This is a genomic window from Mesorhizobium xinjiangense, assembly GCF_009749525.1.
GTDB classification, from domain to species: domain Bacteria; phylum Pseudomonadota; class Alphaproteobacteria; order Rhizobiales; family Rhizobiaceae; genus Mangrovimarina; species Mangrovimarina xinjiangensis.
The window spans coordinates 25688-51611 of sequence record NZ_WOAC01000030.1 but is presented as its reverse complement, the minus strand read 5'-3'; the positions used below and the strand labels follow the sequence as shown (position 1 = coordinate 51611).

Here is a 25924-nt window from a genome sequence, read left to right as displayed (position 1 = left end):
AGACTGGAACCACTTCAAAACCCCTTCGGGCCGAAAGTGTTACCCATGTCTCCGATATAAACTGTAACCAATGTGTCCGGAACGGACCATTGGACGATGGCGCGCCGCGCCGGGTGATGATGATAACTACGTCTACTCTATTGCCCTCTAGGGCCCGCTTTAGCTGGACGGCTTAGGTTTGTGGCCCTGGATCCGACTTACTGATCTTGGCATTTCGTCTCGCAAGTCAAACGAGGAGAAAACCTCTAAGTTCGAATCCCTCCCGTTCCGCCGTCATGATGTACCTTAGGTCCGAACGGCGCGCACCATGGCGGCTTCACCCCATCGACACCAGCCGTGGATAGTCCGTATAGCCCTCAGGACCTTCTCCATAGAACGTGTCCTTGTTCGGCGCGTTGAGAGGCAGGCCTCTTTGCAGCCGCTCAGCGAGATCCGGGTTGGCGATGTAGTCCCGACCATAGGCGAGCCCGTCGGCTATACCGGCCTCAATGAAGCGTTCGCCGTCTTCCTTCGACATCAGTTCGTTGGCAATGACGACACCACCGAACCGCCGTTTGATCTCGCCGAGCAGGCTATCCTCCGCTTCGATCTCGCGAACAAAGATGAAGGCGATTTTGCGCTTGGCGAGCTCGTCGGCGACGTAGCCGAAAATGGCCCTGGGATTGCTGTCACCCATGTCGTGCTCCTCACCCCGCGGGCGTAGATGCACGCCTACGCGGTCGGCGCCCCAGACCTCGATAACAGCATCGACAATTTCGAGCAGAAACCGGGCGCGGTTCTCCACCGAACCACCATAGCGATCGGTGCGCTTATTGGTCTTGTCCTGCAAGAATTGGTCGATGAGATAGCCGTTGGCCGCATGCAGCTCGACACCGTCGAAGCCTGCTGCCTTCGCTCTCTCCGCGCCCCTGCGGAAGTCTTCGACAATGCCGGGGATCTCATGAGTCTCCAATGCCCGGGGCACCGGATGCGGCCGCTTCGGTCGCAATGCGGAAACGTGACCGGCAGCGGCAATCGCGCTTGGCGCAACCGGAAGCTGGCCATCGAGCAATTCCGGATCCGAGATACGGCCCACATGCCATAGCTGCAGGAAGATGCGGCCGCCTGCTTGGTGAACGGCGTGGGTGACCTGTTTCCAGCCCTCGACCTGGGCATCGTTCCATATGCCCGGCGTGCTCCTATAACCGACGCCCTGCGGAGACACGGACGTAGCTTCACTCAGGATCAGCCCGGCACCGGCACGTTGTCGGTAGTACTCGGCCATCATCGCGTTGGGCACTCGCTCGAGGCCGGCGCGCTTGCGGGTAAGGGGGGCCATGATGATGCGGTTCGGCAGCATGAGGGCGCCGACCTTCAAGGGATCGAACAATCGGGACAACAGCAACTCCTTTTGACTGGGTCCAGATATGGCTCCTGCCGCGCTCAGCAACAATTGCCAGATTGCTCGACCAATTGTAGAGTTTGAGTTGACAATGGAGGTCTAACCAATGTCTTCATCAAACTCCTTCGCGGGTGTGGGCATCTTTATTAGCGCGGTAAAATCCAGCTCGTTCACCGCAGCCGCGGCTCACCTTGGTATAACCAAGTCGGCAGTCGCCAAGTCCGTGGCTCAGTTAGAGGCCCGGCTTGGCACCAAGCTGCTGCATCGCACAACGCGCCGCCTTTCCCTGACTCCGGAGGGTGCTGCTTTCTTCGAACAGGCGGAAGGGGCACTTGAACAGCTCCGGGCTGCAGAAGATGCCGCGCAATCACGGGCCAGCACCGTTCGTGGCGTGCTGCGCGTCGACATGCCGGCGGCTTTCGGCCGACGTGTCGCCATGCCGATCCTGCTGGAGATTCTCAAAAACCACCCCGATCTCCGCCTTGCGGCCAGCTTCTCCGATCGTGTCATCGATCCCGTGGATGAGGGCGTGGATCTATGCCTGCGGTTCGGTGAACTGCCAGATCGCAGCGATATCGCCGCCAGGGCGCTCGGTTCCCAACGGCTGGTTCTCTGTGCGGCGCCGGCCTATCTGGCAGAAGCGGGATCACCGGCCAGCATCGAGGATCTGCAGAAGCACGCATGCATCTTGGGAAGTCGGCCTGATCGACCGGCGTCATGGCGCTTCCTCGACGGAGGTGGTCGAGTTCGCGCGATCAGTCCGCCGGCAACGCATCTGCTGAGTGACGGCGAAGTCGTGATCGACATGGCCGTTGCCGGTTTTGGTCTCTGCCAGGTGCCGGAATCGTTGGTTCACCTCCATCTCGAACGAAACGAACTTTGCGCGGTGCTGCCGAACCACTCCCAAGTAAGATCATCATTCAGCGCAGTCTGGCCAGCAACCCGCACCATTCTTCCGAGAGTCCGTATTGTGGTCGACGAACTCGTCCGACAAGCCAACGCCGGGGTTTTCAGGGAGCCATCGACAGCCGCGATACTCTGATCAGGACCAGCGGAGGCAAGAAAAGCCTGCAACTCCAGCACATCTTGCGGGAAGCGTTCGGAGTTTTCTGGAGTTCTGCGCAGGGCGCGCAGCATCAACTGATCCGTGCCAGGCGCGCAGCCGAGCCCCAGATCGGAGGCATTTTGACGAGCCCTTCGGTTTTTCTGCACGCCCACGGAATAAACGTGCATCAATGCACACATAGCTTGACATTAAAGGTGCGTCGATGCACGTTTCCCGGTGATTGGAGTGTTGAGGTAGTGAATATGCCGGGAGAACAGCTGCCCGTTCCTGCCCGCGCCCAGCGCGCGGATGCAAGTCGCAACCGCGACGAGATCGTGCGCGTCGCCAGGGCTGAGTTCGACGAGAACGGGGTGGACGTTCCGCTCGAACGCATCGCCCACCTGGCGGGTGTTAGTCGCATGACGCTGTCACGTCATTTCGCGGACCGGCAGGAGCTGGCGCTCGCGATTTTTGAAACCGATATCCAGCGGCTGCACGAGATTGCGGCCAAATGGATGGAGCGACCGGATGCCTGTCTGCAGTTTCTAAGGGCTGTGGGCGATGACTGTGCCCGCAGTCTGGCGCTTTCGGAGATATTGGTCCAAAGCGCGTCTGGACTTGAGAAGCTTTCGGACATTAGCCGACGCGTCATCGCGATAGCTCGTCCCCTCTTGCTAGTTTCGCAACAGAACGGCGTTCTCCGTCGTGATTTGACTGATGATGACCTGTCGATCGTCATCGGCATGCTGTTGGGCGGAACCGGCAAAGACCGATCGGAGATGAGGGCAAAGCGCGGAGCGCGTGTCCTGAGTTTGCTCCTTGAAGGGCTCTTGGACCGAACCAAGCCTGAAGCTGCCAACTATTCACATGGCGAAAGCTGAACGGAAAAGCCGGAATAGCAAACAGATGAAGCGAAGAACCGTTTTGTCCATGGCCGCCGGTGCGGTCGCGGTCGCAACGCTGCCAAGGGCCCCAGCCCTCGCAGCAGGAAGAGAAGATAATATGAAATACCGTGGAATTGTTTACGATGTTGGCCTCAGGTTCAATATCGGCCAGCCTTACTCGGTCGAGCCGTTCGACCCCGCACTCGCCGCCCATGACATCAGGGTGATTGCGAAGGAGATGCATGCGAATGCTATCCGCATCGAGGGTGAGGAAATTGACCGACTGGTTGCGGCATCGCGCAGCGCCCATGCTGAGGGCCTGACGATCTTCTTCAATCCCTGGAAGATGAATGTGCCTGTCACTGAGTTGGCGGATTACTACGCGCAGGCAGCGCACGCTGCTGAGGAACTGCGCAAGGAAGGCGCCGACATCATCTTTGTCGCCGGTTGCGAGGCGACCCTGTTTAATCTGGGTATTCTCGACGGCTCGACCGTGATTGAGCGGGTGACCGGCCTTGCCGCCCTCTTTCAGGATATGCAGTCCGAGAAGACGGCAGCGCTCCTGAAGGAGAAGTCGGCGATGCTCAATGACGCGCTGCGCGGCATCGTTGCCGGAGTCCGCAAGGCGTTCAACGGGCAGGTGACCTATTCCGCAGGCATGTGGGAAATGGTGGACTGGAGTCTGTTCGACATCGTCGGATTGGACCACTACCGCGCCGGCGAACCTCCCGAGGAATATGTTGCCGCGCTGGATCGCTATCGGATCGGTAAGCCGATCATCGTGATGGAAGTGGGGTCCTGCGCCTATGAGGGTGCTAGCGCTCTTGGGGCCGGCGGCTTCATGCGCCTTCAGGGAACCAATCCCGATGGCACCGGCATCTTCACGGACGGTATCGTGCCCACCCGGAGCGAGCGCGAGCAAGCTGACTATGCGGCGGAACAGCTTGGACTTCTCGAAAAGGCGGGAGTGAATGGTGTCTTCATCTTCGTCTTCTCGTTCCCGGCCTTTCGTCATAGAGAGGGTGCGCGTGATCTCGACATGATGAGCTTCTCGCTCGTGAAAACCTACCCTGATGACCACCCGAAAGGTCAGCGCATGCCGCCGTGGGAGCCTAAGGAAGCGTTCCATCGCATCGCCGACATCTTCCAGAAAATGCAGCGATAAAGGCGGCTTGTCCTGCGTCGAGGACGGTTGCGATAAGACGGCGATCTTATCCGCTCGGCCTCTATGAGATACACGCCCGCGACGCTGCAGGATCACCATGAACCGACTTCGCTGGCATAGCGCTCCGTCCTCGGTCGGGGCGCTATCGGACACGAGCGCTTCCTCGGTCGAGACCTGGCAACTCAATGCTGCTGACCCGCAGGCCCGCCTAACCGCCACACTTACCGCCATCGTCAATGGCCACAGGCAGAGCTGGATCGACGAACTGCTGCCTTGGAATTATCCGCTTCAGTAACGCGTACACAAAACAGTTGGCCCGAAGCGGACAGATCGTCGTGCAGAGCATCATAGCTTGACCAGTTGCTTGCCGAAGTTCTCCCCCTTCAACATCCGAACGAACGCATGGGGCACGGTCTCAATCCCTTCCGCAACATCTTCCCGCGTCTGAAGCAGTCCTTGCTTGTACCATGACAGCAGATCGGCAATCGCGATCTCGTATTCTCCCTCGTGGTCATCGAGCAAGAACCCTTCGATCCGCGCACGGGTGATCAGCGTCCTTCTGAGATGCCTGAGACCGATGTCGGGCTGGTCAAATCGGTCGGCCAAGGCAATAGTCCCGACGACCACCACCCTGCCAAAGGTGTTGAGGTTCAACATGGCTGCATCGTGAATTGGCCCGGCGGTGTTGTCGATAAAGACATCGACGCCGTTAGGGCATGCGGTGGCGACATCTGCCACGAGATCAACCGAGCTCCGATGATTGACGCCGGTCCGGTATCCAAGCTCCCTGCACCATTCCAGCTTCTGGTCCGAACCCACGACAGCGACCGGGTCGAACCCCTTGATCCGCGCGATCTGGCCCGCAATCTGTCCCACCGCTCCTGAAGCGGCAGAGATCAACACCGTATCCCCCACCTTCGGAGTTGCGGTCTTGAGGAGGGCAAAGTAGGCGGTGAGACCAGGCATGCCGAGATAGCTCAGCGCGGACTGAATCGGAGCGCCCGTAGTTGTCACTGGCTTGGCTGACGCGGCCGGGATAACGCTAAACGGTTGCCAACCAAAATAGTCGCTCATCACGACGTCCCCCGCCTTGAAGTCTGGAGACTGAGACGCAACGACCTCGCCGATTCCGCCCCCGCGCATCAGATCGCCAAGCTTAAAACCAGTCGCGTAATTCTTCGCTGGACTGATCCGACCCCGCATATAGGGATCGACGGAGAGCCATAAGGTTTTCACCAGCAGTTCGCCATCCGCAGCCTCGGGAATTGGACCGTCCTCCAACGTCCAGTTCTCGACGGAGGGCATTGCGGTCGGGTAACTCCGAAGTATCCAGCTAGGATTCGTGGACATGTTCGTCTCCTCAAATTGAGCGTTCGCCGCATTGATGCATGAATCCGATTTCCGTGTTAATGGGAGGCAGGCGAGAGACATTGTCTTGAATTTCGGAAGAATGGCGCATGGATATGATCGAGGCCATGAAGGTGGCCGTGGCCGTCGCCAGGCATAACAGCTTCTCTTCTGCGAGCCGGGATTTGCGCCTTTCGCCTGCCTCCGTGAGCCGCATCGTGGCGGACTTGGAGGCCGATCTCGGCGTACGGCTCTTCAATCGCACCACGAGGCAGATCAATCTGACGGATGCCGGGATGGAGTTCGTGCAAAAGAGCACCGGCCTCCTGGAGGAGCTTGATCTGATGCGGAGCGCGGTGCGCGAACGCCACGAGACCCCTCGCGGCCAGCTCCGCGTCTCCTGCGTAGCGGCCTTTGGCAATGAGCGCCTTGCGCCAGCGGTTCCCGAGTTCAGGCGACGCTTCCCACAGCTCGACCTCTCAATCGACCTCGGCAATCGATTGGTCGATCTCATTGGGGAGCACTTCGATGTCGCCATCCGGGTAGGACCGCTGAACGATTCATCCCTGATTGCGCAGAGGATTTTCACGCAAAGGATCGTGTTCGTCGCTTCGCCTCAGTTCTGCGAACAATATGGGACACCCCAGACCTTAGACGAGATCAGAGCTTGCCCATCCGTTACTCAGGTCAGCGGGGAATGGGGGCGCTTACATAGGTTTTCGTATGAGGGAAAGGTCATTGACTTCGAAGTGCCGCAGCAACTGACAATGAACTCAGCGCGAGCAGTGAGAAACGCCTGCCTAGCGGGAGGGGGCTATTCGCTCTTGGCCGACTTCATGGTCGCCCAGGATATAGCGGAGAACCGCCTGGTGCGGCTGCTGCCGGATTATGAACCCATCGAGCAACCGATCTTCGCCTTCTACGCTCAGCGACGCCACACCCCGCGTAAAGTCAGGGTATTTCTTGAATATTTGGCGGAGGTATTCGGTAGCAAAAATGCCAAGTGAGACCGCATTATAGCTCGGCTCTGGGGCACCATCGCCATATCTAGCAGGCTACATTTCTCCGCACCTCGTTCAGGATTCTTGTCCAAGAGCCGATGGCACACTGTTTACCGAGAATGACGTACCCATTCTCTCGAGCGGATACGGCTTGACGATGGCGGCTACCGCCGCGATCATCTTCGTGCTTTTGCGCAGCGCGTCGAGGTTGCCGACTACGAGGTTCACATCATGGGATCGAAGTCGGCATTGTTCCGAACGCTGATCGCCTCTTCGAGCGGGGAAACGGCTGCGTTCGACGTTCATCGTTCTGTTCTGAAATGGCGCGCCACTTTGGCTGACTTCGCCATTTTCAAGAAATGCCTTCCCGCCAACATCCTTTATTGTCACACGAATGTAGTCGACAGTAATCGGACTGCACGTAGCGGGCCGCCTATTTCAAGAGCTGCCGTTTGAGCAGCGCCTCAAGCCAATCGGCGAAGACCTGTAGTCGTCGCGAGAGATGCTGCCTGTGCGGATAGAGCAATGTCATGGGCATGGGTTCCGCGCGGTGATCCGGCATGACCTCAACTAGTTCTCCCGCTTCCAGATGGGCGCGAACGTCATAAGCCGGGATTTGGATCAAGCCGAGGCCAGCCAGACAACAGGCGATATAGGCCTCGGCGCTGTTGACGGTGACGCGCCCACGCAACGGCAGTGAGCGCAGCGCGCCATGCTCTACCCATTCCCAATCTTCGACCCTGCCGTTGGAGGGCGAAGCATAGTTGACAGCCCAATGGTCGCCGAGATCGTCAGGGCTTTCGGGATTGCCATGGCGCTTCAGATAGGCGCGGCTGGCGACATTGATGAGCGGCAGCCTACCGATCGGCCTTGCGATCAGTCCGGAATCGTCGAGCGGCCCCACGCGCAGCACGCAATCGACGCTGTCCTCGACCAGGTTCACCGCGCGATCGGTGACGCCAAGGTCGATATCGATCTGCGGATAGAGATCGAGAAATTCCGGCAGCGTCGGCGCAATGATGAGACGTCCAATGCGGCCCGGGACATCGATCCGAAGCTTGCCTGACGGCTGGGCCGCAGTCTGCCGAAACAGGCTTTCCGTATCCTCAACATCGGCGATGACACGCAGGCAGCGATCGTAGAAGGCCGTGCCGTCCTGCGTCGGCGAGACCTTGCGGGTGGTGCGATGAAGCAGGCGCGCGCCGACGCGACTCTCCAGCTCCTGCACGGCCGCCGACACCGATGAGCGCGGGATCCCGAGCGTGTCGGCGGCGCGAGTGAAACTCGAACATTCGACGACGCGGGTGAAGACGCGGAATAGGTCGATACGATCCAATGTGAGAGTGGTCCTTCATTGTGCCGATATTCTGACAGGTGATGTCAGAATGACCATCTTTATCAGTCAATCCTAGACGATATGTTTTCCCAACGAAAGCGGCCGCCGATGTGGTCGCCATACTGGCAAAGGAGGCCACCCCATGACCGACCACAGCATCAAAGGCAAAACCGTCATCATCGCCGGCGGCGCAAAGAACCTCGGCGGGCTGATCGCGCGCGATCTCGCCGCCCACGGCGCCAAGGCGATCGCCATCCACTACAATAGCGCGTCCACCGAGGCCGATGCCGACGCGACCGTCGCCGCCGTCAAGGCCGCCGGCGCAGAGGCCGTCGCCTTCCAGGCTGACCTCACCACGGCGGGCGCGATGGAGAAGCTCTTCGCCGATGCGGTCGCCGCCATCGGCAAGCCGGACATCGCCATCAACACCGTCGGTAAGGTGTTGAAGAAGCCAATCGTCGAAATATCGGAAGCGGAATACGACGAGATGACAGCGGTGAATTCCAAGACCGCTTTCTTCTTCCTCAAGGAAGCCGGCAAGCATCTCAACGACAACGGCAAGGTCTGCACGCTGGTCACGTCGCTGCTCGGCGCCTACACGCCCTTTTACGCCGCCTATGCCGGCACCAAGGCGCCGGTCGAGCATTTCACGCGGGCAGCGTCCAAGGAGTTCGGCGAGCGCGGCATCTCGGTGACGGCGATCGGCCCCGGCCCCATGGACACCCCTTTCTTCTATCCGGCCGAGGGGGAAGATGCGGTCGCCTATCACAAGACCGCGGCGGCGCTGTCCAACTTCTCCAAGACCGGCCTGACTGACATCGGGGACATCGTGCCCTATATCCGCTTCATGGTCTCGGAGGGCTGGTGGATGACCGGCCAGACCATTCTCGTCAATGGCGGTTACACGACCAAGTAGGATCTCGGGCAAGCAAGTTCGGGGCGGCCTGTCCATAAAGCCAGGCCGATCTTTTGCCATCACGAGGGGAAGGACCATACATGCACATGCTGCTTGTCATCATCGGAGGCGTCCTTCTGCTCGGCGTGTTCGCCCTGTTCGGGAAGCTCTGGGGCGGAGATGTCGCCGGGGTCGCTGCGGCGGTGAAAGTGTTCGTGCCTGTCTGGCTGGTCGTGGCGCTCGTCAACATGTGGGTCGGCGTCAACAAGGCTGGCTACACCGTGGCGCAGGAACTGCCGATCCTCCTCGTCGTCTTCGCCTTGCCGGCTGTCATCGCCGGGCTGGTCGCCTGGCAAGGGGCAAGGGTCTGACCGATGGCCGCCGATACTGTTTCGCATGCTGCTGAGGCCGCCTCACATGGCGGCTTCGATCTCATTCCGGTCGTCGTGTTGCTCGGCGCGGCGGTCGTCGCTGTGCCGCTGTTCAAGCGGCTCGGCCTCGGTTCCGTGCTCGGTTATCTTGCCGCGGGATTAGTGATCGGACCGTTCGGCGTCGGCCTGTTCTCCGATACGCAATCAATCCTGCACGTCGCCGAGCTCGGCGTCGTCATGTTCCTGTTCATCATCGGGCTGGAGATGCAGCCCTCGCGGCTGTGGTCGATGCGGGGCGAGATCTTCGGTCTTGGCCTTCTCCAGGTCGCGTTGTGCATCGGGCTGCTCACCTGTGTCGGCCTGACGCTCGGCTATTCGGTGCCTCAGAGCTTCGTCGCGGGCACGGGCTTCGTGCTGACCTCGACTGCTATCGTCATGCAGATGCTCGAGGAGCGCCGTGCGATGGGGCTGCCGAAAGGCCGGCGGATCGTCGCGATCCTGCTGCTCGAGGACCTGGCCATCGTGCCGCTGCTGGCGCTTGTCGCCTTTCTGGCGCCCGGCGGCGAAAACGCCACGCTCACCAGTCGGCTGACTGGCGTCGCCATCGGCCTCGCGTCGATCCTTGGCTTGATCGTCGCCGGTCGCTATCTGCTCGACCCGCTGTTTCGTATTCTCGGCAAGGCCAGGGCGCGCGAGGTGATGACGGCAGCGGCGCTCTTCGTCGTGCTCGGCGCTGCGCTCGCCATGCAATTGGGCGGCCTGTCGATGGCGATGGGGGCCTTCCTAGCCGGCGTGCTGCTGTCGGAATCTTCCTTCCGCCACCAGCTCGAGGCCGATGTCGAGCCGTTCCGCGGCATCCTGCTCGGCCTGTTCTTCCTGGGCGTCGGCATGTCGCTCGATCTTGCGGTGATCGCCGCCAACTGGCGCCTCATCCTCGTCGCCGTCATCGCCTACATGGTGCTGAAGACCATTGGCATCTATGCGGTCGCCCGCCTGTTCCGGGCTGGCAACCGGGAAGCGATCGAACGCGCTGTGCTGATGGCACAGGGCGGCGAATTCGCCTTCGTGCTCTATGCTGCGGCCGCATCGGTCGGCATCATCGACGGCGAGGCCAACGCCATCCTGACGGCGACCATCATCGTCTCGATGGCGGTCACCCCGCTGATGATCATCCTGCACGACCGGTTGATACCCAAGCCCGCTCCATCGATGGATGGGGTCGAGGCCGCCGAAGGCTTATCAGCGGGCGTGCTCCTGATCGGTTTCGGTCGCTTCGGCCAGATCGTTAGTCAGCCTCTGTTGGCGAATGGTTGCTCAATCTCCATCATCGAGACCGACACGGACGCCATCCGCAATGCGCAGGATTTCGGGTTCAAGGTTTATTTTGGCGACGGCGCGCGCCTCGACATCCTTCATGCCGCCGGCGCTCATGACGCCCGCCTTGTCGTCATCGCGGTCAATGACCGCGAGGCGAGTCTGAAGATCGCGGAGCTGGTCAAGGCAGAGTTCCCGCTGGTGCCGGTTCTGGCGCGCTCCTTCGATCGCGAGCATGCCATCGAACTGATCCATGCAGGCGTCGACTATCAGATCCGTGAGACCTTCGAATCGGCGCTGGCACTCGGCCAGAAGGCGCTTGAAATGATGGATGTGGACGAGGAGGAACGCGTGCGCGTGATGGAGGACGTTCGCCAACGCGATTCCGAGCGCTTCGCCCTTGAGACCGCCGACGGCATCTATGCCGGCCGCGACCTGATCCATGGCAATGCTCCAGGCAAGGGCCAACCTACGGAGCGGGAGGCTTCATCATGATCGCCGCGCTCAGGATGCGACCCCGAGGAGACGAGGAGCTGATTTCGGAGGTCGTCGGCTTCTGGAAGGACGCTGGGGCGCAAGGTCGGTGGTTCGACAAGGATGAGGGTTTCGATCGCATCTTCCGGGACCGCTACTTCGATCTTCACATGGCGGTCGCGGCGCGGCGACATGACGGCTGGATCGAAAACCCGAAAGGCGCGCTCGCCTTGCTGATCCTGACCGACCAGTTCCCGCGCAATGCGTTTCGCGGGACAGCGCACATGTATGCGACCGACCCATTGGCGCGGCACTACGCCCGTCTGGCGCTCGATGCCGGGCACATGGAGCAGGTCGAGCCGGATCTGCGGCTGTTCTTCTGCCTACCCTTCGCGCATTCGGAAGATATCGCCGACCAGCACCTATCGGTGAAACTCAATGCTCGATTGGGGCAGCCATGGCTCGATCACGCTGAAGGCCACTGCGACATCATCCGCCTTTTTGGACGCTTTCCGCACCGCAATTTCATGCTGGGCCGCGCCACAACTGCGCTGGAAGCAGAGTTTCTCGAAGCGGGCGGCTTTCAGGGATAGGGATCAAGAGAGGAAAGTCCATGACAAAATCCAGAAGCAGAACTTTGACCGGCATACTCGTCGCAGCTCCCGTTGGCTTGCTGTTGGCCTTCGGCGCCGCCGCGAAATCAAAAGTCGACCCCATGCCGACCGACAATGTGCGGTCCTACTCCGCGCTGTCCAATGGCACGTCTTCGACCTTGGGGACGACGATGAAGCTCAGTCGCACCTCGGCGAGTTTCTCGAAGCTTAAAGGGGAACTGACGCTCCAGTATTCTGACGTCTGGAACAACGGAAACGACACGGACTACGGCGGAAACGTATACAAGGTCCTCAACGCCGACGCGTTCTTCTCGCAGAACAAGGGAAAGAACGGTTTTTGCGACGAACCGGTGCGATGGCTCACCGTCATGGATATGAGCAATCAGCTCGGTGAAGGGTCTGTTCGCATCGGAATGCTCAGCATCGACGACTGGCGCAAATACAGTCCGGACGCTTTGGGCGCGTGCAGTGCCGACACGTTCACGCTGAAATAGCATCGCTGACAAATAGCTTTTGGGGGCATGCCGAGGCCATCGCAGCCTCGTGCGACGCTTATGGGCGCTTCCCGCGCGCCGCAACCATGACCACGGCAAGGCGCTCTCCGGCCATCCTGCAAAACGAAACAAGAAAAGGCCCTTTCAAATGCCAGCATCAGACCTGAAAATCGATACCCGCATCGGCGTTAAGCGCAAGCCACGCCGCATCCTGTCGATTGTTTCCAACACGACGGAGCTCAAGGGCTTTCCGGTCGGCTTCTTCGCCGAGGAAATGACGCGCGCCTTCCTGATGTTCACCGAGGCTGGACATCAGGTCGATCTCGCCTCGCCGAAGGGCGGCGAGGTGATGTTCGACACCCACAGCGATCCACGCACGCCGGACGGCGCCTATGCCGACGATCTGATCAGCCTGGGCTTCGTCCATCATGCGAAGTTTGGGGCGATGCTGAAGAACACCCTGCCGATCAGCGCCGTGTCGGTGGACGAGTATGACGCGGTGTGGGTGGCGGGCGGCGGCGGTCCGCTGCTGACCTTCAAGGATGATATAGCGCTGCATGAGCTGATCGCGTCCTTCTATGAGAAGGGCAAGATCGTCACGCTGATCTGCCACGGGTCCGGTCTTCTATTGTGGACGCGCCTGTCCAACGGAAAGCTGCTCGCTGACGGCAAGAAATGGACCGGCTTCACCGACGAGGAGGAAGAGCAGGTCAACGCCGCCTTCGGCATGACGCTCAACGACTACACCATCCAGAGCGAGGCCGCTGGCATCAAGGGCACCAGCTTCCTGTGCCGTGGCGCCAATGAACCGTTTGCCATTCGCGACGGGCGTCTCATCACCGGCCAGCAGCAGTACAGCAGCGCGCTTACGGCGGAACTCGTGCTGGAGGCACTCGACGAATAGTGATGATTACACGAGCGGCGAATTGGTGTCGGCGCCTGGATCCGCCCCGTTCACACATTTAGCTACCTCAGACAGCGTGCTGATGGGGCGATGCCACATAGATTTCCGACGTCAGGGACAGCCAAATGCGTAGTTCGACCGTAAGCGATTCGAACTTTTTCACCGCCGAACGCCGTCGTTTCTACGCCATCTCGCGCACCGACTGTCCTTCATTCTATGCATAGGTGTACGTTCGGCGGCTACAGCGTATTGTGGAGGGCAATCGACGGTATTTGGCGCACCGCACCGGGTGAAGATGACAACTACATCTACTCTATAGCCCTCTAAGGCACGCTTTCGTTGGGATGCCTGAGGTCGTGGCTCTGGATGCGAACTTACTGCTCATGAGTTTTCTTCGCTTACGTCAAAAGAGGAGCGATCCCTTGCGTTCGAATCCCTCCCGTTCCGGCAGGTGGCACCACGATACCTGCCGGGCCGAAGCCGATGAAACCGAGAACTACGTCTACGCTATAGCCCTCCAAAATGACATCTAAAGCCGTGCTGCGCGTCCCGCGTACCGCACGTCGGGGCAAACAACTTGGGAGCGATGAGCCGTATGAGGGTTCTCATGTTCGAGTGAGCGATTGCCGTCGAACGTTAGGTGCTATCTAAAAAGATATGTCCTTCACATCGGCCAGCTTCGGATTCGACCTGAGCAATCGTGAGATTGCCGCTCTTGTTTATCTAGGCCTGCTACTGGCCGCTGTGCTCCTGTGGAAAAAGGGACGCCCTCTAGCCTTTAATGTCGTGCGCGTCTTCTTTATGCCGAAGCTCGCACTGATCTGGCTGCTCATGTCCTTCTACGTGGCGGCTTGTGTCTGGCTGCTCGCATGGTTGAATCTATGGGACTGGCCCAATCTCAAATCCACCCTGCTATGGTGGTTGACGGTCGGTTTCACCAGCATCTTTGAAGCCCAGCGACTTAAGGACAAACCGCATGTGCTACGTAAGCTGGTGCGCGATGCGTTCACTCTATCTGCCGTCATTCTGTTCATCGCCGAGCTGGTGAGCTTTCCACTTTGGGTCGAACTGCTCATGCTTCCGGCACTTGTGCTTCTCGCTCTCCTTATAGCGGTCGGCGAACATCAAACTGACAAACCCGGCATCCCCCGAGTGCTCGGCCTGCTGCGCGGGCTCCAGATTCTGGCGGGCCTCGCTATCCTCGGCTTTAGCTATTGGTTGGTTGCCACTAGCATTTCCGAATTCTGGTCATTGAACACACTGCGCGAATTCGGGCTGCCCTTGCTGCTCTGGCTAATGTTCATTCCATTCATTTTTCTACTCGCCGTGTATATGACCTACGAGGAAGCCTTCATCCATTTACAGGTGAGACCAAAGCAGGCCCCCATCGTACGCTATGCGCGATGGCGCGCTCTGTTTGCGTTTGGCTGGAATATCGACGGAGTAAAGCGCCTCGCACGAGATATTCGTGGGCGCGACATCGCCGACAAGCAGGGCGTTAAAGAGGCCATCTGGGAAATCAGACGACGCATCAAAATAGAAAAGAATCCGCCCACCGTTATGCGCGCTGAAGGCTGGTCGCCCTACGCGGCGCGGCTATTCCTTGAAGAATACGGCCTGGTCACCGACGACTATCACCGCACGCAGTACGAGTGGTTCGCACACATTCCGTCAGTAAAGCTGAACGACAAAGTGCTGGCCGATCGAATTTCCTATTACCTCACCGGTAACGAGCGCGCCGTGACGCGGCTTCGACTGGCACTCGATGGCTCGAACCAAAACGACACGAGGGAAGCGCAGCGCGCCTTCGATGAACGCGCGCTGACCCTGCTCACGAAGGCGTTCGACGCTGAACGGGCGACGACGATCTACGCCCGCGCTCATGCCTCCGAACCGGAAACCTGGATAGTCGACGGAATGCGGGTATCGCTGAACCGGTCAGATTGGGGAGACGCTCACCTCGGCGGCTATGTCCGGAATTTGACTATTCAGCATCCCAAACATCAAGGAGACAATTTGGGTGTGTGATCTGCACTGTTGGTGAAACCCACTCACTCGGCGACTGCTTCTTCCGGCTTTTGCTCGGACGAAGCTTTTCGCTGACGTCCGCGTGACTTTGTGCGTTCAGTTGACAGACGCGGTTGAAGGTCGAGACCCCGCGCCGTCAACCGTAGGTTACCTCCCATTTCTTGCTCAATCCGTGCGGCTTCCTCATTCAACATGGCGATGAGCCCGGCTAGGTCTAATGCCGCGCCGGTTTCCGGGTGCAGCCATGTGCGGGGAGATTTAATGGTCACTAGCAGGCAGCCAGCGCGGCTATTTTCCGCTGCCATGTATTTGGCGACGAGTTGGTCTTTGATTGTGGCTTTCAGGTCGGCAGCAGAGCGGTCTTTCTCGCCGATCTTCAATTCAATAATCGCCTCATGCTCTGAACCGGTAGAGCGAAGGCGGATGTCGGTTTCTTTCTCATCTGCCGTCACCGCTTCCTGATCGACCGTGTAAGCGGCATTGGCGCTGGTGCGAAGCTCGCGTGCGATCTGCTGACGCATGATTTTCTCATCGTCGATGAGTGCCCAGGCCGCACGCGGTGAGTCGTCACGCAGCAAGGCGTCGTCGATGTCGTCCAGCCGGTCAGTCATAAGCACGAACATCTCATCGCGCGTCAGCGGCGGAAGTTCGCCATATCGGTCGAGCGCCACGATATCGGCCTCGGCGAAGGCGGCTGCATCCGCTTCTTCGGCCGCCCGCTCGCGGGCCATTGCCAACGCCCGGTCTTTGAAATCGGCAAAGAGCGGATCATCGGCCAATCTGAGTTTGATGGCCCAGCCTTCGGCTCCGGTGGTCGATAGAAGCGCGTTGATAATATTGCTTCGGCCACGTTCTGCATGATCCCGTGCGTTGGGAGAAAAGCTACCTTCCTCACGCACCATATCGTCGCACCGACGGATATAATGGTACGCAAGGCGTGCGAGCCTCAGCAGCAATTCTGGGGTGAAGCCGGCCGCCGAGAGGTAGGTTTCACCATCGCCGTGCCGGTCGCCGAAGAGAGAACTGAACCAATCTGTCGCTGGACCGAATTTTGCCGGAGGATGCGGCTGTATGGTCCTCTCAAGCGCATCAATGCCGTCGGCCGGATCGAGACGCATCAGGACCGGGAGCCAGATGCTGCTCACTGCATCTTTCGCACCTTCTGCCAGTTCAGATTTCGCGAGCGCGTGTATATGCGCGATGGTGCTGGCGCCGCCATGTTGCACGAGGATTTGAACTACTTGGCGAAGCCGGTTCGCGCGGGCCGTCTCATCCTCATTGTGGCCAAGCCGCCATTTTCCCGTATCCAACCAGGCACGCAGGCGCGGCACGAAAAGACGCGCTACAGTGGGGGTTCCATACCGAATATCTTGCAGCATGCCGGAATGGACGATGGCTGGTTCATCGAGCTCCGCTGTCAATTCCGCTCCCAGCACGGCGTCAACCGCTGCCGGATGCACGGCGGCAAATCCTTCAAGCCAAACCGGAAAGCCATTCAACTCAATGGAAACGTAGCGGAGCGCTAGTTTCGCTTCTTCTTCACTGAGTTTTTCAGCCCATTGGGGATCCTCGGCCTCGGCGGCGATCCCCGCTAAACCAAGCTGCCACCGGGTCAGATAAGTGCCTTTTTCTTCCTCCGGGCGCTCGCTTCGCAGGGTCGGGCGGTCCTTGCGCCAAAATGCCATGACCGCGAGGCGCAACCGGTTGGCCACCTCCTTGCCAAAGTGTCGCTCGATAAAGCGCCGGTTCCAGCCTGACGCCCGGCTTTCCTCACCGCTGCGTTCCATTGCCCGCCAGAGGTTCCAAGCCGTGTTCTCAGAACGATCGGTGGCAAACACCGCGTCAGGATCATTGATAATTTCGCGCCAGAACATCGCCCAACTGGCGTGGGCTTTCGCGTCGCGGCGTTCTTCGTGCTTCTGTCGTTTGGCATCTTGTCGTTGCCAGCGCTGCTCCTCGGGGCTTGTTTTTTGCGGCTGGGCAAGCTGGTCAAGGCGTTCAAGCAGTTCCGGCAGATCGGCAACATGCGGTTTCAACGCTGACAGATGATCGGTCCATTCAACATTGTCGTCGCGGATGCGGATCGCCGCTTCGAGCATCATCGCGCGGGCGTCAGCGTTGCGGCCGCGATCGGCAAGCGATGCAAGCACCCAATCTGCATCAATGGCACCTAGATGCATCGCCGCCCCGTGAAAAGCCAAGCGAGCATAGCGTTTGAAGGGGTCCGTCAGCGGATGATACGTTTGCAGGAATGCGTCTTCGGCCTCGAACATGAGGCGCCGGGCATCTGGCGGCAAGCCAGGGAGTGCCGCAGTCAATTGTTTGGCGGGCTCGGTGTGGTCGTACTCGCGTTCTGCCAGCCGTAACGCAATCGCGGTTGAACGCATTACTTCTGGCGTGGTGACGCCATTTTGAATCTGACGGAAGCAGGTCGCGGCCAGAGCCGGTAAGAGAAATTGTCGTTTGCTGGCGAGATGCGGCCAGTGCTTTTCGTTCCAGGCGATGCCTTCCACCGCCAGTTCGGTAAGCCCATGACGCAGTGCGTTAAACATATCCGGTGATAGATCGACATGCTCGATCAAGCGCGGGAGATTCCATGAAATGTCGCCAGCCGAGCGCTTCTTTTCCGTGATTTGTGCGAGCGCTTTGCAAAGGAGTTCCACGGGCAGGTGGACTGGGAACAGCCGCAGCAGTGCAGCACGTGCGAGGCGGTTCGGCCAAAGCGCCGCGTCATCAGCCAAGCTCGTGCTGATCGCAGCAAGGCGAGGATCGTCTAGTTGGATGAGCGCATCCAACGCATCAATCCGTTCGCCATAGGGGGCAGAAGCATCGACTGCGACGCTATAGGCAATATCTGCGCAATCGGTCATCTTCCCAAGACCGATCAGATTCAACAGAATTTCGCGGATTTCGTGGTTCTCGATGCCGCCCTTCCACAGGCGCTTGACCTCCGGCCCCAAGTCGGCCGCCGCAAAGCGGTGAAGTTGGATGCTTGGCACGCGCAATCCACGCCATCCGCCCGCGCTATGACGCTCGACATAGGCGCGTAGGGCTCGTTGCCGTTGCAGTAATGAAAGCGACTCGGGGTCGCCAAAATTCAGGAGGACATCCGGCTCGCGCCGCAGCACTTCTTCGAAAATGGCATCGTCGCGCAGCGCTATCCAAGCAGCGACCGGACGCAGTGACGGCTTGACCACTGCTTCCCCCTGCGCCGTTGTTGTAAACAAGATGCGCTTGATCGATCTGACCGGCATACCCTTCTTGCGTAGCGCGAGAAGGTGCTCAGCCGCCAAATGCTCGATCACCGAGCGGTGGTGGAAGCGCACTCGGCCGTAGGAAGCAAAGCCGAAAAGCGACCGTTCCAACAGGGTCGTGCGTTCGCCCTGCGTCCAATCGTGAAGAATATTTGAAGGATCAAGCGGCGCTTCGGTCGGATCGCCATCGCGGTCAGCCTCGGCGCTATGGCGCAAGGTGAGCTTGCGGCTAAGGGTGGCCGCCAGCGCCAAGCGTTGGGCACCTTCCGATGCCTCTTCGGGAGACAAAGCCGTATTTTCCCTACCGTTCTCACGTGGCTTCAACTTTACGGCGATGTTACTCGACACCTGATCGCGATGCGAACGAACGCGACGATGTTCGCGCCAATCAGCACATAGCTCGATCAGGTCCTGCGGTCGGCGTACAAATTCCTCGGCGTTACGCTGCCGGATATCGGCGAGCAGCGTATCTGGATCATCCACGCCTTCCTTGCTCGCCATTTGCTTAATTTGGGCACTAGACAAGGGCAGCAATGCAACGTTGCGCCAATCCCGCGCAGTTTGTTCATCGGATGATTTCTGCGGTCGACGTGCCATCGCGATATTAGCGAACTCTTCGCTGGTCGCCACTTCGTCGGCCTCATCCGGCACCGGTAGGATTTGGCGGAAAAGTTGCTCATCAACGGGAATAGGTCGGGAAGTGATAATCACGCGGACCCGGCCGAGTTGTCCGGCTACCGCCTTCGCCAAGCGCTTCAGCGCCTGCTCGAACGAGCCAAGACTGAGTTTCAGCTCATCGACGGAATCGAGAAAGAAGGTCGCAACATCGGATTGCGCAGTGCGCCATGCATCGAACTGAGTTTCTTCCTCATGCGACAGTAAATCACGCAGGTTACTGCGCGCGAGGTCGGCCAACTCTACATAAAAAGCGGGCTCGCCGGCTGTCCATAGCGACTGCTGCTGCGCGCGGCACTCATAGGTTTTGCCTGCACCTGCCTCAGAAATAATAAGAACGCGCCTCGACTTCAGCAGGTCATCCCAACTCAAGCCCTTATGCCAGCCTAAGTCCATCAGGAAGGCGGTTTGCTCGGCCTCCGTGGTCTTGTCCTCAGGTATATCCTGAAAGCTGCGTTCAATGTCGTTGGTATCAGGTGCTCTTGCCATGCAGCTCTTCTCTTCCTCAGCCAGAACATAATGACAACGCCGACCTCAGGCTATCTCATTTATCGTCATCGGAGAGCAAGAATAGAAGAGTGGTGCCTCTACCCCCTCACGCCGAGGGTAAAGACCGAACAAACAGGCTGAGTTTTGCATCCGGGTGTTGTGTCGACCGAAAGGGTTGGCCGAGAACCACAAAGCCGTAGTCGGGCAACATGTGCTTCATCTGACCGGTCTTGGTTGTGGCATAAACGCTCCGGCTGCCAACCGCCTCGACAGCCGCTGCCACCAGCTTGCGCCCGTTTCCGTTACCGCTTCGAGATGAATGAACCCAGCCAAGTTCGAACGGGAACTCGGCGGCGCGCTCCTTTACACCTGCCTTGGTAAAATCGCCGTAATGGTGACCGACGTTTGGAATCTTGACGGCGGCGGTTCCGATCAGGGTTTCTCCGTCGTGGAGCGTCACCAACGCGACTGCCCGATCTACAAGGTCGGGAAGCGTATGTTCGTTCACCTGAGCGCCCTTTAGGACAAAGGCGATGAACTCCTGCCTCTCACCAGCCGTCATTTCAGTTGCGGTGCATACGCGCAGGGTCATGGTCATCTCTCCAGTAGACTAGCTTTCGATGCGCCCATCTTCGCAGTCGGTTGCCCACCATGGCAGCTATCGCAGTTTGCCAACTTGAATGCGGCCATTACACATCCGCCCGAAAATCACCTCACGGGCAAGGAAGAGCGAAATGGGCTGTGGCGTGCTATCGGCAGTTATACTGATAGGTTAGCGGATGCCGCCAGCACTGTCGTAGAGATAAGGAAGAAACGGAAGATGATTAATGCCTGTTGAAGCGCACTTCCCCGGTCTCACGCCGATGAACCTTAAAATGACGGTACAAGGCATAGCGTACTACACCGACCACTACGACATCGCCATCAACCGCGTGATAGCCGCGCGCGGGCACAACGAGATTTTGGGTCACGAGCCTAAAATCTGCCGCTTCTGTTCCCGATCCGCACCGGCCGTCACGTTCCGCAAGGAAGCGCACGCCGTGCCTGAGCTCGCAGGCAACGGCACGTTGGTGAGCCTTTATGAGTGCGATGAATGCAACGCCCGTTTCGCAACTTTCGAGGATGACCTCGGCAAGATGACGCTGCTGGAACGGTCCGCAGGCCAGGTTCTGGGCAAAGGCGGCGTTCCTTCCGCCAAGACCGGTCAGAAGAAGTCGCGCATCGACATGGGTTCTCGCGGTTTCCTCATACAGGAGCACGAAGGCGACCCCATCACCGCAATTGACCACAACAAGAAAACACTGACGGTCACGATCTCCCCGCACGCCTATCGTCCGCTCGGCGCATACAAGGCGCTTGTGAAAATTGCCCTCACCCTCATGGACGAAAGCGATATCGAGAAGGTTCCAGAAGCCTTGCGCTGGCTGCGCGAACCGGACATTGCAACACACCAGATCAACGACGGAACGAATTACAGCTGCATACGCAGTTGGACCCCCGGCCCCATGCCCATTGCGCACACGCGCGTTATGCTGTTGCGGCGAAAACCGGGCGACCAAGCCGGGCCAATGTATGTAATGGTACTGGCGTTCGGCAACATGACCTTCCAAGTTGTTGTTCCCGCTCCTCAGGAAGACAAACGCCTCAGCAAGAACACGATCAGCCTGCCGCCCGTTCCCGTCTTCGCGTTTTTGGAGAAAGGCAGGGTGCGCGGCCCCACCCGCTTCTGGACGAAAAGCCTCGCTTCACCAGCGCCCGAGAAAGGCGAGCCGAGCGTAGTTTTCCACTTCGACGGCGTGACCGAAGTGACCCCGCCACCGGTGACGTAGCCGCCGGGTCAGAGTTGTGGTTTCCCAGCGAGGAAAGCGAACGGCTATGCCGACTGGTAGGGCGCGCGAGAACCCCTGCGCGTACGACAACCACCTGAAAGACGCTATCCGTTTGATAATGAAAGAGATAGCTCGGCAATTTGTGCGGTAATCGGCGGTGTTTGGCGGGCCGAAGCCGACGAAACGGAGAACTACACCTACGCCATAGCCCTCCAAGACGATACCTAGGAACAGAGTCTAACACGCGGAAATCGTCGATCGGCGCGAACATATAGTCTAGATGACTCCTCCGCGAGTTGATAGATTTGCTTCACGAGGTCTCCCCTCGCATACGCGCTGTAGTAACTGCGGCGTAAGAGCTAATGTCTGCACATATCGTGCGCGCCATATCGACAATGCGACACATGGCGTGATTGGAAGGGAGACCTCGTGCCGCCGTCCTTTTTTGGTATCCCCGTCGTCCGGGTCGCAATTCCTCCCGAACTGGCTAGTGAGGCGGCGCTTCTTGCCTACCTAGGCGTGTCGGCCAAAGAACTGAAAAAGATCTGGTGGTTTCGTGGTCGCATGTACCACCAATTCGAGATCGCTAAGGGGAACGGCAAGTCCAGAATCATCAACGCGCCCGACAAGCGCCTCAAATACCTTCAGCGGAAGATCGCGGCGCTGCTTTACCATCTCTATCGCGTCCGGAATCCCGTCCATGGCTTTGTCGCTGGAAAATCCGTGAAAACCAATGCGTTAGCGCATCTGCGCAAGCGCTTTGTGCTCAACATCGACCTGAAGGACTTCTTTCCGTCGATCACCGAAAATCGGGTCACCGGCGTCCTCGAATCACTTGGCATCGACAGCCGGGTGGCGAGCATCATTGGCCGACTGTGCTGTCACAACTCTCACTTGCCGCAAGGCGCGCCGACGAGTCCCGTCCTCTCCAACATGATCTGCTTTCGCTTAGATAAGGAGCTACTCGCTTTCGCGAAGGCGTCGCGGTGTATCTATACGCGCTACGCGGACGACATCACGCTTTCGAGCCACCAGCCAATGACGGCGCTGTTCGAGGCGGTCCCACCCTCGGGACATTTTGCGCCCGATCAGCTTAAGCCGGCTTTCCGCAATATCATCGTTACCAACGGATTTGCGATAAACCACGACAAAGCACACTATGCCGACCAGCACTCGCGTCGAACAGTTACGGGACTCAAGATTAACGAACTTCTCAATGTTGATCGACGCTATGTCCGGAATATTCGCGCGGCAATCTATTCAGTGGAGAATCTAGGAAAGAAAACTGCGCAGAAGAAATTTGAGAGTAGTCATGGCGGTACATCTGATCTAGGTAAACATCTTGAGGGAAAGATCACTTGGCTCCGCCACATCCGGGGCCAATCTGATCCTGTATTTCGATCGATCGCAGTTCGATTCAACACTAGTTTCCCAGAGCGTAAGATCGAGGTGACACCGACTGCGGCTGAGGTCCGCGACAGGGCTGTATGGGTTGTCGAGCATTTCGAGGGCGATATGGCTCAGGGAAGCGCCTTCTTCCTCAAGGATGTCGGCTTAGTCACTGCTGCCCATTGCGTCGCGGGCGTGGAAGAAGTCGAGGTCTACCATCCGAGCAAGCCGTCTAATGCCTTCAAGGCGAAAGTACTCAAGCGCGACGAGCCTCGTGACCTTGCTATTCTCGAACATGCAATCCCGCCTACCGAGTATTTCGAACTTGAGCAGTCGAACCATTCCGTCGTGGTCGGTGAAGGGCTGGTTGCTGTCGGATATCCAAGCTTTGGCCCAGGCGATAGGCTAAATGTCCGGGACGGGAAGGTGAGTTCGCTGCCTGTCAAACATGGTGTCAAGCTGATCGAGGTGACACAGAAGCTGTCGCAAGGAATGTCCGGCGGCCCCCTCCTAGACCATAACGATGCGGTCGCGGGAATCATTCATAAAGGTGGCCCCGGTGAAGGTCGTGACTTCGCTATCCTGATTGAGATGCTGAACGATTGGCTCGCTGAATAACTTCGAGGTGGACAAGGGGAAAGCGTTCGATGCTCACCACCGAAACGGTGTCTATTTAATATTCACAGGCAGGGAGGTAACCGATAGTCTTCGTAGCGGGGGGGAACGATGCACCTACATTCCTATCGACTGAGAAATTTCCGACGGCTTCGGGACGTGCATGTCGAGCTTGCGTCCGACATCTCCATTTTCGTTGGGGCGAATAATAGCGGAAAAACCTCCGCGACGCAGGCGATGCAGATGTTCCTCGCGGGCGGTAAAGATTCCTTCTCACTGTACGATTTTAGCTCGCACGCTTGGCCGCTGCTCGATGAGATTGGCGAACGAGAGGGGCAGGTCGCCGAGGCTGAGTTCCCAACCGTCTCACTCGATCTTTGGTTCGAGGTGGGAGCCGAAGACCTTTATCTTGTCATCCCCATTCTGCCTTCGACATCTTGGGTTGGGACGCTTGTTGGCATCCGCGTTGAACTCGCGCCCAGAAACATCACCGAATTGATCCAGCGTTATCGCACCGCTCGCGACGATGGTCGGGCCAAAGCGGCGGCGCTGGTCGGCGGCGCAGGCGATTATGTGCCTTGGCCAAAATCGCTATCGGCTTACCTGCTTAAAGAACTGAGACACGAGTATGAGTTGCGATATTACGTCCTCGACCACAGGCAATTTGATGCGAAGTTTCAGGCGGTGGAGGGATATCAGCCGCTGCCGTTGGGTAACGAGCCCGGCGGCAGCGCTGTACTAAAATCACTTATCAAGGTAGATTTTCTCAATGCACAGCGGCACCTCGCGGACCCTTCAACTGCTTCCGGAAGCGGCCGTTCGGAGGATTTGTCGAAGCGTCTGAGCCGTTTCTATCAACGCAATCTCGATCAACGTCAGGACGATCATCAGGCGCTCAAAGCGCTGTTCGATTCTGAGGTGGGCCTCGACAAGCATCTCGCGGAAGTTTTCAAAGGCACATTGGAGCGGTTGGGGCGTTTGGGTTATCCCGGCCTCAATAACCCAAGGCTAGAAATCAAGTCAGCCCTGAACCCCGCGTCCATCATGACACAGGATGCGCGCGTCCACTACATCGTGGGCGAAGCCGCGCAGACAATCATGCTGCCCGACACCTACAATGGCCTCGGCTTCAAAAACCTGATCTATATGGTGGTCGAAGTGCTCGACCTTCAGGAGCGCTGGAAAGCTGAAGAGGAGAAGCGTGCGCCTCTCCATCTCATATTCATCGAGGAGCCAGAAGCACACCTTCACGCGCAGCTCCAGCAGGTTTTCATTCGCAACATACTCGACTTGCTCGTCATTCCGGGCGAAGCGGGAGGATCATTCGCCACACAAGCGGTCATTACGACCCACTCGCCGCACATCCTGTACGAGCGGGGCTTTCAGCCGATCCGCTACTTCCGGCGCGATTTGGTTGGAAACGATCAAGTCACTGAAGTGCTCAACCTCTCCGCGTTCTATGCGCAGGAAACCGAACACCGCGATTTCCTGCAAAGGTATCTCAAACTCACCCACTGCGATTTGTTCTTCTCTGACGCCGCTGTGCTCGTGGAGGGCAATGTCGAGCGATTGCTGCTCCCGATCATGATATCAAAGGCGGCGACATCGCTGCGATCCTCCTGCATTTGCATTCTGGAGGTGGGCGGTGCCTTCGGCCATAAATTCAAATCGCTGATCGAATTCCTCGGGATCGTCACGCTGATCATCACCGACGTAGACAGTGTTACCTTGTTGCCTGCTGATCATGACGGCGATGATGACGACGATGACGAGCTGGAGATCGAAGTCGAGGCCCTTGAGGTGGACGCTGCCAACGATGTCGATGAACTACTCGGTGGTGATGCTCCGGCCGCCCAAGCTGGCGATGCCGCCGATCCTGCCCCCGCCCGTCGTTACGGAAAAAAGTGCTTGCCCGGTGTAGCCGGGGCAGTCACCTCCAACCAGACTCTCGTGAAATGGCTTCCGGCCAAGCTGTCGATCGACGAGCTTTTCGCAGCACCGGAGCAAGAGAAAGAAACGCCGGCGGATGTGACGCCCCGTGTCCGCGTGGCATATCAGACGCCCGTTCCAGTCGCATGGAATGGTCAGAACGTAGAGCTGGCAGGTCGGACGTTGGAAGAAGCGTTCGGGTTGGAAAACGCCGAATGGTGCCAGAGCGCGGAGCAGAGGAAATTGGGTCTACGCCTCCGTGGTGCACTAGCGGACCCGGCGGCGTTGGCAGCCGGCCTTCACAAGAGGGTCAGCGGCGATAAATTCGACAAGACCAAGTTCGCGCTTGGCGTACTTACGGCCCGCCCGGAAGAGTGGCAGGTTCCGACGTACATCCGTGACGGTCTGGTTTGGCTTAAGGCGCAGGTCGATCTCGAAGTTGAGGCCGAACTGGAAGGTGGTGTAGTCGGTGAGTAGCCGCGCTCAACAGC

Annotated in this window: 20 protein-coding genes and 2 pseudogenes; 15 read left to right on the top strand and 7 right to left on the bottom strand. The window is 58.7% G+C overall.

Features of this window, described 5'->3' with window-relative positions; genetic code table 11:
* Positions 1-316: 316 nt before the first annotated feature.
* A complete protein-coding gene (locus GM909_RS23235) occupies positions 317-1378 on the bottom strand; it encodes an alkene reductase (protein ID WP_157019602.1) in 1062 nt (353 codons plus the stop codon).
* 109 nt (positions 1379-1487) lie between these two features.
* On the opposite strand from GM909_RS23235, the gene GM909_RS23230 reads away from it, so the two are divergent.
* Complete coding sequence (locus GM909_RS23230) at positions 1488-2423, top strand: LysR family transcriptional regulator (RefSeq protein WP_157019600.1); 936 nt, start codon at positions 1488-1490, stop codon at positions 2421-2423.
* Here GM909_RS23230 and GM909_RS26150 read toward each other — a convergent pair.
* A pseudogene (locus tag GM909_RS26150) lies at positions 2396-2557 on the bottom strand (alkane 1-monooxygenase); the annotation flags it as partial. The gene GM909_RS23230 and the pseudogene GM909_RS26150 overlap by 28 nt on opposite strands.
* Positions 2558-2689: 132 nt before the next feature.
* On the opposite strand from GM909_RS26150, the gene GM909_RS23225 reads away from it, so the two are divergent.
* The 3 genes and pseudogenes from GM909_RS23225 to GM909_RS23215 all read left to right on the top strand — a co-directional run.
* Positions 2690-3307, top strand: a complete 618-nt coding sequence (locus tag GM909_RS23225; protein WP_157019598.1) for a TetR/AcrR family transcriptional regulator — start codon at positions 2690-2692, stop codon at positions 3305-3307.
* A gap of 121 nt (positions 3308-3428) precedes the next feature.
* Positions 3429-4475: a hypothetical protein gene (locus GM909_RS23220; RefSeq protein WP_157019596.1), complete on the top strand. Its 1047-nt coding sequence runs from the start codon at positions 3429-3431 to the stop codon at positions 4473-4475.
* Between the two features lie 151 nt (positions 4476-4626).
* Positions 4627-4770 (top strand): annotated as a pseudogene (locus tag GM909_RS23215) (transposase domain-containing protein); the annotation flags it as partial.
* Positions 4771-4820: 50 nt separating this feature from the next.
* Here GM909_RS23215 and GM909_RS23210 read toward each other — a convergent pair.
* On the bottom strand, positions 4821-5825 hold the full coding sequence (locus GM909_RS23210) for an NADP-dependent oxidoreductase (RefSeq protein ID WP_157019594.1): 1005 nt from the start codon (positions 5823-5825) through the stop codon (positions 4821-4823).
* 107 nt (positions 5826-5932) lie between these two features.
* Here GM909_RS23210 and GM909_RS23205 point away from each other — a divergent pair, with 107 nt between their 5' ends.
* Positions 5933-6829, top strand: coding sequence for a LysR family transcriptional regulator (locus tag GM909_RS23205; protein ID WP_157019592.1), 897 nt, complete (start codon positions 5933-5935; stop codon positions 6827-6829).
* A 69-nt stretch (positions 6830-6898) separates the two neighbouring features.
* Here the strand turns inward: GM909_RS23205 and GM909_RS23200 are convergent, their stop codons facing one another.
* Together GM909_RS23200 and GM909_RS23195 are read right to left on the bottom strand one after the other, a co-directional pair.
* A complete protein-coding gene (locus tag GM909_RS23200; RefSeq protein WP_157019590.1) occupies positions 6899-7129 on the bottom strand; it encodes a hypothetical protein in 231 nt (76 codons plus the stop codon).
* Between the two features lie 127 nt (positions 7130-7256).
* Positions 7257-8159 (bottom strand): LysR family transcriptional regulator, encoded by a 903-nt coding sequence (locus GM909_RS23195; RefSeq protein ID WP_157019589.1) that lies wholly within the window; start codon positions 8157-8159, stop codon positions 7257-7259.
* A 142-nt stretch (positions 8160-8301) separates the two neighbouring features.
* Between GM909_RS23195 and GM909_RS23190 the strand changes: the two genes are divergently transcribed.
* From GM909_RS23190 to GM909_RS23160, 7 genes are all read left to right on the top strand, one after another.
* A complete protein-coding gene (locus GM909_RS23190) occupies positions 8302-9075 on the top strand; it encodes an SDR family oxidoreductase (RefSeq protein ID WP_157019588.1) in 774 nt (257 codons plus the stop codon).
* Positions 9076-9155: 80 nt separating this feature from the next.
* Positions 9156-9425 (top strand): hypothetical protein, encoded by a 270-nt coding sequence (locus GM909_RS23185; RefSeq protein WP_157019587.1) that lies wholly within the window; start codon positions 9156-9158, stop codon positions 9423-9425.
* 3 nt (positions 9426-9428) lie between these two features.
* Positions 9429-11234, top strand: coding sequence for a monovalent cation:proton antiporter-2 (CPA2) family protein (locus GM909_RS23180; RefSeq protein ID WP_157019586.1), 1806 nt, complete (start codon positions 9429-9431; stop codon positions 11232-11234).
* Complete coding sequence (locus GM909_RS23175) at positions 11231-11806, top strand: DUF924 family protein (protein WP_407941346.1); 576 nt, start codon at positions 11231-11233, stop codon at positions 11804-11806. The genes GM909_RS23180 and GM909_RS23175 overlap by 4 nt, the downstream gene beginning before the upstream one ends.
* Before the next feature lie 20 nt (positions 11807-11826).
* Positions 11827-12321, top strand: a complete 495-nt coding sequence (locus GM909_RS23170; RefSeq protein WP_157019585.1) for a hypothetical protein — start codon at positions 11827-11829, stop codon at positions 12319-12321.
* 148 nt (positions 12322-12469) lie between these two features.
* Entirely contained in the window at positions 12470-13225 is a 756-nt protein-coding gene (locus GM909_RS23165; protein ID WP_157019584.1) for a type 1 glutamine amidotransferase domain-containing protein, read from the top strand.
* 657 nt (positions 13226-13882) lie between these two features.
* Positions 13883-15253 (top strand): hypothetical protein, encoded by a 1371-nt coding sequence (locus GM909_RS23160; RefSeq protein ID WP_157019583.1) that lies wholly within the window; start codon positions 13883-13885, stop codon positions 15251-15253.
* Between the two features lie 23 nt (positions 15254-15276).
* Here the strand turns inward: GM909_RS23160 and GM909_RS23155 are convergent, their stop codons facing one another.
* Both GM909_RS23155 and GM909_RS23150 read right to left on the bottom strand, forming a co-directional pair.
* Positions 15277-19671, bottom strand: a complete 4395-nt coding sequence (locus tag GM909_RS23155) for a P-loop NTPase family protein (RefSeq protein ID WP_157019582.1) — start codon at positions 19669-19671, stop codon at positions 15277-15279.
* Between the two features lie 106 nt (positions 19672-19777).
* Entirely contained in the window at positions 19778-20263 is a 486-nt protein-coding gene (locus GM909_RS23150) for a hypothetical protein (RefSeq protein WP_157019581.1), read from the bottom strand.
* Positions 20264-20498: 235 nt separating this feature from the next.
* On the opposite strand from GM909_RS23150, the gene GM909_RS23145 reads away from it, so the two are divergent.
* The 3 genes from GM909_RS23145 (at position 20499) to GM909_RS23135 (ending at position 25910) form a co-directional block, all read left to right on the top strand.
* Positions 20499-21500 (top strand): hypothetical protein, encoded by a 1002-nt coding sequence (locus GM909_RS23145; protein WP_157019580.1) that lies wholly within the window; start codon positions 20499-20501, stop codon positions 21498-21500.
* Between the two features lie 429 nt (positions 21501-21929).
* Positions 21930-23507: a reverse transcriptase domain-containing protein gene (locus GM909_RS23140; protein WP_235912038.1), complete on the top strand. Its 1578-nt coding sequence runs from the start codon at positions 21930-21932 to the stop codon at positions 23505-23507.
* A gap of 108 nt (positions 23508-23615) precedes the next feature.
* On the top strand, positions 23616-25910 hold the full coding sequence (locus tag GM909_RS23135) for an ATP-dependent nuclease (protein WP_157019579.1): 2295 nt from the start codon (positions 23616-23618) through the stop codon (positions 25908-25910).
* The last annotated feature ends 14 nt before the right edge of the window (positions 25911-25924 follow it).

Excerpts from the sequence above, each read along its gene's own strand:
- GM909_RS23180 (WP_157019586.1), top strand. The coding sequence starts at position 9,429 with ATGGCCGCCGATACTGTTTCGCATGCTGCTGAGGCCGCCTCACATGGC.
- GM909_RS23200 (WP_157019590.1), bottom strand. The coding sequence starts at position 7,129 with ATGAACGTCGAACGCAGCCGTTTCCCCGCTCGAAGAGGCGATCAGCGT.
- GM909_RS23230 (WP_157019600.1), top strand. The coding sequence starts at position 1,488 with ATGTCTTCATCAAACTCCTTCGCGGGTGTGGGCATCTTTATTAGCGCG.
- GM909_RS23220 (WP_157019596.1), top strand. The coding sequence starts at position 3,429 with ATGAAATACCGTGGAATTGTTTACGATGTTGGCCTCAGGTTCAATATC.
- GM909_RS23160 (WP_157019583.1), top strand. The coding sequence starts at position 13,883 with ATGTCCTTCACATCGGCCAGCTTCGGATTCGACCTGAGCAATCGTGAG.
- GM909_RS23175 (WP_407941346.1), top strand. The coding sequence starts at position 11,231 with ATGATCGCCGCGCTCAGGATGCGACCCCGAGGAGACGAGGAGCTGATT.
- GM909_RS23150 (WP_157019581.1), bottom strand. The coding sequence starts at position 20,263 with ATGACCCTGCGCGTATGCACCGCAACTGAAATGACGGCTGGTGAGAGG.
- GM909_RS23205 (WP_157019592.1), top strand. The coding sequence starts at position 5,933 with ATGGATATGATCGAGGCCATGAAGGTGGCCGTGGCCGTCGCCAGGCAT.
- GM909_RS23135 (WP_157019579.1), top strand. The coding sequence starts at position 23,616 with ATGCACCTACATTCCTATCGACTGAGAAATTTCCGACGGCTTCGGGAC.
- GM909_RS23170 (WP_157019585.1), top strand. The coding sequence starts at position 11,827 with ATGACAAAATCCAGAAGCAGAACTTTGACCGGCATACTCGTCGCAGCT.
- GM909_RS23190 (WP_157019588.1), top strand. The coding sequence starts at position 8,302 with ATGACCGACCACAGCATCAAAGGCAAAACCGTCATCATCGCCGGCGGC.
- GM909_RS23145 (WP_157019580.1), top strand. The coding sequence starts at position 20,499 with ATGCCTGTTGAAGCGCACTTCCCCGGTCTCACGCCGATGAACCTTAAA.
- GM909_RS23165 (WP_157019584.1), top strand. The coding sequence starts at position 12,470 with ATGCCAGCATCAGACCTGAAAATCGATACCCGCATCGGCGTTAAGCGC.
- GM909_RS23155 (WP_157019582.1), bottom strand. The coding sequence starts at position 19,671 with ATGGCAAGAGCACCTGATACCAACGACATTGAACGCAGCTTTCAGGAT.
- GM909_RS23185 (WP_157019587.1), top strand. The coding sequence starts at position 9,156 with ATGCACATGCTGCTTGTCATCATCGGAGGCGTCCTTCTGCTCGGCGTG.
- GM909_RS23225 (WP_157019598.1), top strand. The coding sequence starts at position 2,690 with ATGCCGGGAGAACAGCTGCCCGTTCCTGCCCGCGCCCAGCGCGCGGAT.
- GM909_RS23210 (WP_157019594.1), bottom strand. The coding sequence starts at position 5,825 with ATGTCCACGAATCCTAGCTGGATACTTCGGAGTTACCCGACCGCAATG.